The organism is Hymenobacter agri (genome assembly GCF_054778495.1).
Window position 1 is genome coordinate 1 of record NZ_BAAGZM010000094.1, and the last position, 11,009, is coordinate 11,009.

The window sequence follows — 11,009 nt, forward strand, 5'->3', positions numbered from 1 at the left end:
GCCCACGGGGCCCGCGCCGGCCACGTACACGGTGGTGCCCGGGCCCACGCCGGCCTTCACGGCGCCGTGGAAACCGGTCGGGAAAATGTCGCTGAGCATGGTCAGGTCGCGGATTTTCTCCATCGCCTGGTCCTTGTTAGGAAACTTCAGCAGGTTAAAATCGGCGTAGGGCACCATCACGTACTCGGCCTGGCCGCCTACCCAGCCGCCCATGTCCACGTAGCCGTAGGCCCCGCCGGCGCGGCCCTCGTTCACGGTCAGGCAGATGCCGGTTTTCATCTCCTTGCAGGTGCGGCAGCGGCCGCAGGCCACGTTGAACGGCACCGACACGAGGTCGCCCTTTTTCAGGAATTCCACGTCGGCCCCGGCCTCCACTACTTCGCCCGTGATTTCGTGGCCCAGTACCAAGCCGGCCGGCGCGGTAGTGCGGCCGCGCACCATGTGCTGGTCCGACCCGCAGATATTGGTCGAAACCACTTTCAGAATCACTCCGTGGGTAATTTTCTTCCCCTTGGGGTTCTTCAACTCGGGGAAATCAATGCTTTGAACCTCGACTTTGCCGGGGCCCAGGTATACGACGCCTCTGTTACTGGCCATGATGCTGGATATGTTGAAAGTGAAACGAAAAACGCCATGCCGGACAGGCGCCGGCATGGCGTTGTAACTGTAAGCCGATAAGCGTCGGGCCGCAGCCTAGTGCTTGCCTTCGATGGCCTGCTGGCCGGCTTCGGCCACGGCGTGGTCGTCTTCCACGGTGCTGCCCGATACGCCGATGGCCCCAATCACGCGGCCGTCGGCATCCTTAATGGGAATGCCACCGGGGAAGCTGATGAGCCCGTTGTTGGAGTGCTCGATGCCGAAGAGCGAGCCGCCGGGCTGCGACAAACCGCCAATCGCGCCGGTGGGCATGTCGAAGAAACGGGCCGTCTTGGCTTTCTTAATCGAGATGTCGAGCGAGCCCAGCCACGCGTCGTCCATCCGGATAAAAGCCGTGAGGTTGGCCCCGGCATCCACCACGGCGATATTCATCTTGACGCCCATGGCAAGCGCTTTCTCGTGAGCGGCTTGCACGGCGGCCTGGGCTTGTTGCAGATTAATTCCCATAATTAAGGTATTGGTGAATGGGTGGGGTGAAATGGCAGCGGATACTTCCCGCCACACTTTTAAGCGGATTCGTCCCCATTTAGTTGGCCCTGCGGCGGCGATTGCGACGATAACTGACCATTTTGCGAGCATAGCACAAGGCTGGCAATGCCGCCGGGCATAAAAAAAGCCCCGGCGAGCCGGGGCTTTTACTTACCATTTATGTACAAACAAGCTGGGCGCGCTAGCCAAACGTCACCGGCGGGCTCAGCGCTAGGCGCCACACCAGCGCCACCACTACGGCCAGCCCCACCAGCCCCCAGGCCACGCGGGTAGCCTGCGGCCGCTTCACGGTGTCGGAAAAAACTTCGTTCAGGCAACCCAGGGCCATGGGCGTAATCAGTAGGCCCATCATGGCGAGGTGCAGGATTTCCTGAATTGTCAGGTAGGGCTGCTTTATGCCCATGATGAACAGGCTGCCCGCTACCCACGGCACTACCAGCGTGCTCAGCACCATTTTCTGGCGGTTGGCGTAGCGCATCACCGTTCTGGAATCGTGCGCCTGCAGGAAGGCGATGGCACCGAAGTAGCCCACGGCCAGCTGCACCAGCCCCGCCAGCAGCGCCAGTAGCACGTTTACCACGTTGCCCAACCGAAACAGCCAGTCGAACACGTACCACGAGCCCGACTGCGTGAACGTGTCGGCCAGCAGCGCGCCGAACACGGCATTGCACGCCTGAAAAGCGACCCACAGCAGCAGCAGCTTGCGCTGCCCGCGCCGCGCCCGCTCGCTGCCCCAGTACCACCGAAAGGCAATCAGGCCCACGAGCAGGCAGGCCAGCGGCCCCACGCTATATACGGCGACTACTGCCGTGCGCCACCACTCGCTGTCGCTCATCGTGTACACCACCCGGCTGGGCGACCAGCTGCCGCGCAGATGCAAAAAGCGCGAGGCCTGCACCTTTGCGATGTCATAAATACCCCAAATCAGGTAGTAGGCCAACACGTAGAGCCCCGTGCCGTTGAGCGCCGAGATGATGAACTTGTTTTTTTCGGCGTCGGCCGTCTGCGGTGATAACGTAGAAGTTGACGATTCCATAGGCGCGGTTTTGCAGGGTAAAAAAGGGTAATTGGCAAAACTAAGCACTTGCTTGCAGATGCCCAACGCCCCCGTGGCACCCCGGGCCTGCCCGGCGGCTGGCTTTTGCGCCCCGCGGTTCGTACCTTCGCGCTCTGAAAAACCGCCCTCTGTGAAGAATATCCGCAACTTTTGCATCATTGCCCACATCGACCACGGTAAAAGTACCCTGGCCGACCGTCTGCTGGAGTTTACCAGCACCGTGGCGAAGCGCGACATGCAGGCCCAGCTGCTCGACAACATGGACCTGGAGCGCGAGCGCGGCATCACCATCAAGAGCCACGCCATTCAGATGCAGTATCCCTACAAAGGGGAAATCTACACGCTGAACCTGATTGACACGCCCGGCCACGTCGACTTCAGCTACGAAGTGAGCCGCAGCATTGCCGCCTGCGAAGGCGCCCTGCTCATCGTCGACGCCTCGCAGGGTATTGAGGCCCAAACAATTTCCAACCTCTACCTCGCCATCGGGGCCGACCTGGAAATCATTCCTGTACTCAACAAAATCGACCTGCCGCACGCCATGCCGGAGGAGGTGACCGATGAAATCGTGGACCTCATCGGCTGCAAGCCCGACGACATCATCCACGCCTCGGGCAAGGCTGGCATCGGCATCGAGAACATCCTGAACGCCATCTGCGAGCGGGTGCCCGCGCCCAAGGGCGACCCCAACGCCCCGCTGCAGGCCCTGATTTTTGACTCTGTTTTCAACTCCTACCGCGGCATTGAAGTCCTGTTCCGCATCAAGAACGGCACCATGCGCAAGGGCGACAAGCTCCGCTTCATGGCCACGGGCAAGGAGTACGGCGCCGATGAAATCGGTGTGCTCAAGCTCAACCAGGAGGCCCGCCAGGAGGTAAGCGCCGGCGATGTGGGCTACCTCATCTCGGGCATCAAGGAAGCCCGCGAAGTGAAGGTGGGCGACACGATTACGCACGTCAACAACCCCACCACCGAGGCCATTCAGGGCTTTGCCGACGTGAAGCCGATGGTATTTGCCGGTATCTACCCGGTTGATACTACCGAGTACGAAGAGCTACGCTCCTGCATGGAGAAGCTGCAGCTTAACGACGCCTCGCTTGTTTGGGAACCCGAAACCTCGGTGGCCCTGGGCTTTGGCTTCCGCTGCGGCTTCCTGGGCATGCTGCACATGGAAATCGTGCAGGAGCGCCTCGAGCGCGAGTTCAACATGACGGTCATCACCACCGTGCCCAGCGTGCAGTTCCACGCTACCGGCACCAAGGACCAGATGCTGACCATCAACGCGCCGAGCGAAATGCCTGAGCCGAACCTGATTAAGCACATCGAAGAACCCTACATCAAAGCCCAGATTATTACGGCTTCGGAGTACGTAGGACCCATCATCACGCTGTGCATGGACAAGCGCGGCATCATCAAGGGCCAGAGCTACCTCACTTCCGAGCGCGTGGAAATGAGCTTCGAGCTGCCGCTGTCGGAAATCGTATTCGACTTCTTCGACAAGCTCAAGTCCATCAGCCGCGGCTACGCCTCACTTGACTATGAGCTGATTGGCTTCCGCGAGTCGGATATGGTGAAGCTCGACGTGATGCTGAACGGCGAGAAGGTCGATGCGCTGTCGGCCATCGTGCACCGCTCCAAGAGCTACGAGTGGGGCAAGCGCCTCTGCGAGAAGCTGCGCGAGCTGCTGCCCCGCCAGATGTTCGACATCGCCATTCAGGCTTCCATCGGCCAGAAAATTATTGCCCGCGAAACCGTGAAGGCCCTGCGCAAAAACGTAATTGCCAAATGCTACGGCGGCGACATCAGCCGCAAGCGCAAGCTGCTCGAAAAGCAGAAGGAGGGTAAGAAACGGATGCGCTCGGTGGGCTCCGTCGAAATTCCGCAAGAGGCGTTTTTGGCTGTATTGAAAATCGACTAAGCAATAAAAAAGGCGGCTCCAGTTTGGGGCCGCCTTTTTTTATCATCATTTGCTACTTACACCTAATAAACAGGCGAAGGAGCCAGGTCGCCAGCAGGGCCTTCAACGGGGCCTTGGTAGCGCACTTCTTTTGAGAAGCCCCACAGGGGAATGAAAATAATGCCGAGTAGTAGGATTGCCAGATAGTTGCCGATGCCTCGCTTGCCATATGCCTTGGCAAAGCTGATGTACAGCGTAATGCCAAAATAAATGTTGACCAACGGAATGAATAGCAGGATGATTTTCCAGGCTTCGCGACCTACAATGTCTTGCATCACAATGATGTTGTAAATCGGAATAATTGCAGCCCACCCGGGCCGGCCGGCTTTTGCATATAGCTTCCATAAGCCGGCAATTATCAACATGAAGATGGCCAGCTCGACCAGTAAGATAAAGCCGATGCCGGCCATGGATGGTTGATTTTCCATAGAAAATGATTGGTTAGGAAAAGAAGTGAAATTTCCGGCCAATATATAGCATTCAAGCTAACCGACACTTTACTAAATTCTTTCTTTATGGCGCAGGCTCCCCCTTCCACCACCTCCAACCTCATCGACGGCAAGCAAACCGCCGAAGACATTAAAGCCGAAATCGCCGCCGAAGTCGCATCACTGAAAGCCGCTGGCCAGAAGGTTCCGCACCTTGCCGCCATTCTGGTGGGCCACGACGGCGGCTCCGAAACTTACGTGCGCAATAAAGTGCTGGCCTGCGAGCGGGTGGGCTTCGCCTCCACGCTGCTGCGCTACGAAGACGACATCACCGAAGCCGAGCTGCTGGCGAAGGTCGACGAGCTTAACCGCGACCCCGAGATTGACGGCTTCATTGTGCAGCTGCCGCTGCCCAAGCACATCGACCCTGAAAAGGTTATCGAGGCCATTCGTCCGGAGAAGGACGTCGACGGTTTCCACCCCATGAACACCGGCCGCATGGTAGCCGGCCTGCCCGCGCTACTGCCCGCCACGCCCTCCGGTATCGTGGAGCTGCTGGCGCGGCAGGGCATCAAAACCAGTGGCAAGCATGCCGTGGTAATTGGCCGCTCCAACATCGTGGGCACGCCGGTTAGCATCTTGCTGGCGAAGAATCTGGATACTGCTAACTGCACGGTAACCTTGTGCCACTCGCGTACCGAGAACCTGGCCGAAATCTGCCGGACGGCCGACATTGTGGTGGCCGCCATTGGTCGGCCCGAGTTCGTAACGGCCGACATGGTGCGGCCCGGCGCGGTGGTGATTGACGTCGGCACGACTCGCGTGGCCGATACCACCAAGAAAAGCGGCTTTACGTTGAAAGGCGATGTGAACTTTGCTGAGGTAGCCCCGCTGGCCTCGGCCATTACGCCGGTGCCCGGTGGCGTAGGGCCCATGACCATCGCCATGCTGCTGCTAAATACGCTGCGCGCCGCTACGGGTAAAATCTATCCCCGCGTAGCGAACTGATTTTTTGGAATATTTGGTTAAACTGTCCCAGTGCTGTACTTTTAAGTCCGGCACTGGGAACAGCTTGCCTATTTGCCGGCGTTATGGATGCTTCGCTTCCTGACGCCTTTTTTTATTGATACCCGTGACGTTACATTCTTCTGAAATTATTGCACCTTTTGGTGAATTGGCCGCGCCAGCGAATGGCACGATGCTGCCGGTTATGGAGCAGTTTTACACGATTCAGGGTGAGGGCTATAATACCGGCCGCGCTGCGTACTTCATCCGCTTGGGCGGTTGCGACGTGGGCTGCGTGTGGTGCGATGTGAAAGAGTCATGGGATGCCGACGCGCACCCCCGTCAAACTGTGGAGCAACTGGTGGCCGCCGTGCTGGAGTACCCCGGGCGTGACGTGGTCATCACCGGCGGCGAGCCCCTTATGCACGACCTCGGCCCGCTGACGGCGGCGTTGCAGGCAGCCAGCTGTCGCACCTGGCTCGAAACCTCGGGCGCGCATCCGCTGTCGGGCACCTGGGACTGGATTTGCCTTTCACCCAAAAAATTCAAAGCCCCGCGGCCCGATGTGCTGGCCGCCGCCCACGAACTGAAAGTGGTGGTGTATAACCGGCACGATTTTGCCTGGGCCGAAGAGCACGCAGCGCTGGTACCCGCCAGCACGCGCCTCTACCTGCAGCCCGAATGGAGCCGGGCGGCTCAGATGACGCCCGAGCTCGTAGAGTATGTGAAGGCGAACCCGCGCTGGCAGGTTTCGTTGCAGACTCACAAATACCTGGACATTCCGTAGCTTACTCTATGCGTCGCTTTTCAGTGTTGGGGGCCCTGCGCCTCGGAATGATGTGTGTGCTAAGTGCGGCCACGGCCGAAGTGGCCTGCGGCCAGCTTCCGCCCAAAGTGCCGACGCCCACCAACACCAAAGCCCGCGGCTTGCTGGAAAAAGCCCAGCAGCACGTGAAAGAGCGCGACTTCGTGAAAGCCGTGGATGCGCTTAATCAGCTCAACCAGAAGTTTCCCTCGTTCGGCGACGCCTTTTTACTAAAAGGTTCGCTGCTGAAGGCCATGGGCGACAACCGCGGCGCGCTGGCCGCCTACCGCGACGGCCTGACGAAAGTGCCGCTCGATGGCAGCCACGCTTCCGAATACCAACTGGTTGGCGACCTAGCCCTGAGCTACGGCGACTACCAGACTGCGCTCGATGCCTACAAGCAGTTGATGAAGGTGGCGCCCAAAACGCAGAAGAACCTGGCCAAGTCGCAGCGCCAGCTTCTTACCTGCGAGTTTGCGCTTGATGCGCTGAAGCATCCGGTGGGCGAAGCGCCGGTGCGGCTGCCGTCGCCGCTCAATACCTTTAAGTTTCAGTATTTTCCCGACCTTACGGCCGACAACCGCTTTCTGCTGTTCACGGGCCGGCCGGCGGCCAGCAGCGGCGAAGACCTGTACGTGAGCCGCCAGAACAAAGACGGCTCGTTTGGCGAGCCGCAGCCCATTTCGCCGGCCATCAATTCCAGCTACAACGAAGGCGCGGGCTCGATTTCAGGTGATGGCAAAACGCTGGTGTTTGCCTCCTGCGACCGCCCCAAGGCAATCGGCAATTGCGACCTGTACATCTCGCGCCGCACCGGCAACAACTGGAGCGCCCCCCAAAACCTGGGCCTGAACGTGAACTCCACTGAGTGGGACTCGCAGCCCTCGCTCTCGGCCGACGGCCGCACGCTCTACTTCACCTCGACGCGCCGTGGCGGCCAGGGCCAGGAAGACATTTACGTGACTACGCTGCAGCCCGACGGCAACTGGAGCCCCGCCCAAAACGTGGGCACTCCCGTTAACACGCCGGGCAAGGACATGGCTCCGTTCATCCACGCCAGTGGCACCACGTTGTACTATGTCACCGATGGCCTGGTGGGCATGGGCGGCCTCGACGTGTTTCGCTGTGAGAAAACGGCAGCCGGCACTTGGAGCCCGCCCACCAACTTGGGCTACCCGCTCAATACCTTCGAAAACGAAGCGTCGCTCTTTATCACCTCCGACAACCAGAAGGGCTTTTGCTCGCGCAGCCGGGCCAGCGAGGAGCCGGCTGGCGGTTACCGGCTGGCCCGTGAGCGGCCGGTGGAGCTGTTCGGCTTTGCGGTGCCGCAGCCAGTTAAGGCCCGCGAGACCAGCACCTACACGCAGGGCCGGGTATTCGATGCTAATACGAAAAAGCCCCTCAAGGCCGACGTGAAGCTCTACGACCTCGATACCGACGTGCTGACGCAGTTTGTAACCTCCGACCCCGAGTACGGTGACTACACCGTGGTGCTCAACGAAGGCCACCACTACGCCATGTACGCCTCGGCCGATAAGTACCTGCTCAAAAGCCTGAGCTTCGACTACAGCAGCCAGCATTCCTTCAACCCCACGGCGCTGGACATCTACCTCGAACCTGTGCGCTCGGGCCGCAGCGTGGTGCTGAACAACCTGTTCTTCGATACCAATAAGTACGAGCTCAAGCCACAGTCGCGTACCGAACTGAACCGCCTGATTGAGTTCATGCGCCAGTACCGCGACGTGCAGATTGAGGTTTCGGGCTACACCGACAACGTGGGCTCGCCCGAATCGAACCAGCAGCTGTCGCAGCGCCGGGCCCAGTCTGTGGTGGAATATCTGTCGGGGCACGGCATTTCGGCCAACCGCCTGCGCTCGCGCGGCTACGGTGAAACCCATCCGCTGGCCGCTAACGACACCGAGGCTCACCGTCAGCTAAACCGCCGCATCGAGCTGCACATTCTGTAGCCTCGAAACGCTCCCGCGCTATTCTTCGGTAGATTCCTCCGCTTCGGCGGCTGCGCCCGATTTGGTCGGTGGCAGCCGCCGTTTTGCTGCCTGCAACTGCCTGAAATAACGGGCTGATAAGGCCTTTTGTAACTGAATTCAGCGAATAGACTGATTGAAGAACCACTTTAGGTAAGCTCGCTGAAGCGGGTAAAACAGGGCTTTTACTTAAAGCAAGGCTTTAAGTAAGTGAAAATATAATTGTATTTGTCCGGTAAAAATATATGGCTCGCCTGATGGTGAGCATTTTTTTTGTTTCATCGGTCAATTTTTTTGCGAAAGGCAAATTGTCGAAAATCAGTCATTTATAATCATTGAGAGAAATCGTGTGGTGACAAAAGTGCCAAAAAAAATATTTTTCGTTCAAATAGAAATTTTGCCTACGTTTGGATTGGTCAAACACACCAGCTCTGGCCACTGAACGCATCTTTTCACTTTCACCCCCCAATTCCATGAAAAATCTGTTTCTGGCAACTTGCATCGCCGCGGGTGTTACCATAACTCCGGCCGCTATGGCTGGCCCCGGCGAAGGCGCCTACTCGTCGGCGATGATGAAACGCGCCACCACGCTCACCCGGGCCCTCGCGCAGCACATTCCGTTCAATGAGGCCCAGTACCTCGCCGTGAAGCAGCTGCACCTGCAGATGCTTACCGAGCGCCGCGACCTGGAAATCATGCTCAATGGGGCCAGCGCCGAAGAGCGCGACACCCAGCTGGCCATCGCGCAGCAGCGCTACGAAACCGAGTTGAGCCAGTTGCTGCAACCCCAACAGCTGGTGGCGTACCAGAACCTGCGCAACAACTTCACCGCGCACCGCCTGAAATAGGGGAGGAGCCTCGAACTCACCACGCACGAAAAAGCCCGCTTTGCAGAGCGGGCTTTTTGTTTGGTATAGGTATTAAGTGCTCGGGCAAAAGAATGTTCTAATACCGAACACTCAACGCCTAATACCTGACTAGCGAGCGTCTATGGGCGTGTAATCGCGCTCCAGCTCGCCGGTGTAAATCTGACGCGGACGGCCGATGGGCTCTTTGTTTTCGCGCATCTCTTTCCATTGGGCAATCCAGCCGGGCAGGCGGCCCAGAGCAAACATTACCGTGAACATCTCGGTGGGGATACCGAGGGCTTTGTAGATGATGCCCGAGTAAAAGTCGACGTTCGGGTACAGCTTGCGCTCGATGAAGTACGAGTCGGTGAGGGCAGCTTGCTCCAGCTCCTGCGCGATTTTCAGCAGGGGGCTGTCTTGCAGGCCGAGAGCTTGCAGCACTTCGTCGGCAGCCTTCTTGATGATGGTGGCGCGGGGGTCGAAGTTTTTGTACACGCGGTGGCCGAAGCCCATGAGGCGGAACGAGTCGTTCTTGTCCTTGGCCTTTGCAATAAACTTGCTGGTATCGCCGCCATCGGCCTCAATGGCTTCCAGCATCTCGATAACTTCTTGGTTAGCACCACCGTGCAGCGGGCCCCACAGGGCGTTGATGCCGGCCGAAACCGAGCCGTAGAGGCTGGCGTTGGCCGAACCTACGAGGCGCACCGTGCTGGTCGAGCAGTTTTGCTCGTGGTCGGCGTGCAGAATGAGGAGCTTGTTGAGGGCGCTAACCACTACGGGGTTGATTTCATACTTCTCGGTGGGGAAGCTGAACATCATGTAGAGGAAGTTGGCGCAATAGTCCATGTCGTTGCGCGGGTAGTTCAACGGATGGCCCATGTTGTTTTTATAGGTCCAGGCCGCGATGGTCGGCATCTTCGCCAGCAGGCGAATGATATTCAGCTCCATCTCTTCGGGGCTGAGGTCGGGCGACACGCTCTGCGGATAGAAACCGGTAAGGGCGCAGATGAGCGACGACAGAATGGCCATGGGGTGCGTAGCCGACGGGAAGCCGTCGAAAATCTTGCGCATGTCCTCGTGCACCAGCGTGTGCTTGGTAATCTGGCCGCTGAAGTGCTCGAGCTCGGCCTGCGTGGGCAACGCGCCGTAAATCAGCAGGTAAGCTACTTCCAGAAAGCTCGATTTTTCGGCCAGCTGCTCGATGGGATAGCCGCGGTAGCGTAGAATGCCCTCTTCGCCGTCGAGGAACGTGATGGCACTTTTGGTGGCGCCGGTGTTCTTGTAGCCCGAATCGAGGGTCACGTAGCCGGTCTGGTCGCGCAGTTTGCCGATGTCGAATGCTTTTTCGTGTTCGGTACCTTCGATGACGGGCAAGGTGATGGACTTGCCGTCGAGGATGAGTTCAGCAGTTTCTGCCATGGACGGGAGGGGTGAGGGGGAAATAGAGTGCGAAACTACGCCACAGGTCGTAAGCCGGGAAATTTTTCGGCCCCGGTGGCTGCAGGCACTACACGGAAAGTAGGTCTGAGGTTTCGAAAAACCGGGCAAATACCCGTTTGTTTCGGCCCGAGAACGTTTGCAAAGATTTATGCGCAATTCCGTGTGAGAAGCGGATGCCGGCCGTCATTTTCCGATGCAGAACTGGGTAAAAATGCTGGTGAGCAGGTCTTCGGAAGAAATCTCACCAGTGATTTCACCCAGCGCGGCCAGGGCGTGGCGCAGGTCGGCGGCCAGCAGCTCAGTGCCGCGGCCGGTGTCGAGGCCGGTTTGCACGGCGG

The 11,009-nt window shown here is 58.7% G+C and carries 11 protein-coding genes; 5 read left to right on the forward strand and 6 right to left on the reverse strand.

From position 1 onward, the window contains the following. The 3 genes from ACYVDE_RS07295 to ACYVDE_RS07305 form a co-directional block, all read right to left on the reverse strand. The coding region (locus ACYVDE_RS07295; RefSeq protein WP_460500828.1) for an alcohol dehydrogenase catalytic domain-containing protein at positions 1-597 on the reverse strand (597 nt) is incomplete at its 3' end. A gap of 96 nt (positions 598-693) precedes the next feature. Further along, entirely contained in the window at positions 694-1,104 is a 411-nt protein-coding gene (locus ACYVDE_RS07300; protein WP_460500830.1) for a GlcG/HbpS family heme-binding protein, read from the reverse strand. Positions 1,105-1,327: 223 nt separating this feature from the next. After that, entirely contained in the window at positions 1,328-2,182 is an 855-nt protein-coding gene (locus tag ACYVDE_RS07305) for a hypothetical protein (RefSeq protein WP_460500831.1), read from the reverse strand. A 151-nt stretch (positions 2,183-2,333) separates the two neighbouring features. Between ACYVDE_RS07305 and lepA the strand changes: the two genes are divergently transcribed. Further along, positions 2,334-4,121, forward strand: a complete 1,788-nt coding sequence (gene lepA, locus ACYVDE_RS07310; RefSeq protein ID WP_460500832.1) for an elongation factor 4 — start codon at positions 2,334-2,336, stop codon at positions 4,119-4,121. Between the two features lie 62 nt (positions 4,122-4,183). Here the strand turns inward: lepA and ACYVDE_RS07315 are convergent, their stop codons facing one another. After that, on the reverse strand, positions 4,184-4,588 hold the full coding sequence (locus ACYVDE_RS07315) for a DUF5684 domain-containing protein (protein WP_460500833.1): 405 nt from the start codon (positions 4,586-4,588) through the stop codon (positions 4,184-4,186). Between the two features lie 87 nt (positions 4,589-4,675). On the opposite strand from ACYVDE_RS07315, the gene ACYVDE_RS07320 reads away from it, so the two are divergent. From ACYVDE_RS07320 to ACYVDE_RS07335, 4 genes are all read left to right on the forward strand, one after another. Further along, the gene (locus tag ACYVDE_RS07320; protein WP_460500834.1) at positions 4,676-5,596 is read left to right on the forward strand and encodes a bifunctional 5,10-methylenetetrahydrofolate dehydrogenase/5,10-methenyltetrahydrofolate cyclohydrolase; all 921 of its coding nucleotides are present in this window, start codon (positions 4,676-4,678) and stop codon (positions 5,594-5,596) included. A 202-nt stretch (positions 5,597-5,798) separates the two neighbouring features. After that, positions 5,799-6,380 (forward strand): 7-carboxy-7-deazaguanine synthase QueE, encoded by a 582-nt coding sequence (locus ACYVDE_RS07325; protein ID WP_460500835.1) that lies wholly within the window; start codon positions 5,799-5,801, stop codon positions 6,378-6,380. An 8-nt stretch (positions 6,381-6,388) separates the two neighbouring features. After that, positions 6,389-8,365, forward strand: coding sequence for an OmpA family protein (locus tag ACYVDE_RS07330; RefSeq protein ID WP_460500836.1), 1,977 nt, complete (start codon positions 6,389-6,391; stop codon positions 8,363-8,365). 491 nt (positions 8,366-8,856) lie between these two features. Next, positions 8,857-9,231 carry a hypothetical protein gene (locus tag ACYVDE_RS07335; protein ID WP_460500837.1) on the forward strand — a complete coding sequence of 125 codons (375 nt, stop codon included), beginning with the start codon at positions 8,857-8,859 and terminating at the stop codon, positions 9,229-9,231. A 129-nt stretch (positions 9,232-9,360) separates the two neighbouring features. Here the strand turns inward: ACYVDE_RS07335 and ACYVDE_RS07340 are convergent, their stop codons facing one another. Both ACYVDE_RS07340 and ACYVDE_RS07345 read right to left on the reverse strand, forming a co-directional pair. Further along, positions 9,361-10,650: a type II citrate synthase gene (locus tag ACYVDE_RS07340; RefSeq protein ID WP_460500838.1), complete on the reverse strand. Its 1,290-nt coding sequence runs from the start codon at positions 10,648-10,650 to the stop codon at positions 9,361-9,363. A 204-nt stretch (positions 10,651-10,854) separates the two neighbouring features. After that, positions 10,855-11,004 (reverse strand): hypothetical protein, encoded by a 150-nt coding sequence (locus ACYVDE_RS07345; protein WP_460500839.1) that lies wholly within the window; start codon positions 11,002-11,004, stop codon positions 10,855-10,857. Between the last annotated feature and the right edge of the window lie 5 nt (positions 11,005-11,009).

Coding starts and splice junctions, on each gene's coding strand:
- ACYVDE_RS07300 (WP_460500830.1), bottom strand. CDS start 1,104: ATGGGAATTAATCTGCAACAAGCCCAGGCCGCCGTGCAAGCCGCTCAC.
- ACYVDE_RS07305 (WP_460500831.1), bottom strand. CDS start 2,182: ATGGAATCGTCAACTTCTACGTTATCACCGCAGACGGCCGACGCCGAA.
- ACYVDE_RS07315 (WP_460500833.1), bottom strand. CDS start 4,588: ATGGAAAATCAACCATCCATGGCCGGCATCGGCTTTATCTTACTGGTC.
- ACYVDE_RS07320 (WP_460500834.1), top strand. CDS start 4,676: ATGGCGCAGGCTCCCCCTTCCACCACCTCCAACCTCATCGACGGCAAG.
- ACYVDE_RS07325 (WP_460500835.1), top strand. CDS start 5,799: ATGGAGCAGTTTTACACGATTCAGGGTGAGGGCTATAATACCGGCCGC.
- ACYVDE_RS07330 (WP_460500836.1), top strand. CDS start 6,389: ATGCGTCGCTTTTCAGTGTTGGGGGCCCTGCGCCTCGGAATGATGTGT.
- ACYVDE_RS07335 (WP_460500837.1), top strand. CDS start 8,857: ATGAAAAATCTGTTTCTGGCAACTTGCATCGCCGCGGGTGTTACCATA.
- ACYVDE_RS07340 (WP_460500838.1), bottom strand. CDS start 10,650: ATGGCAGAAACTGCTGAACTCATCCTCGACGGCAAGTCCATCACCTTG.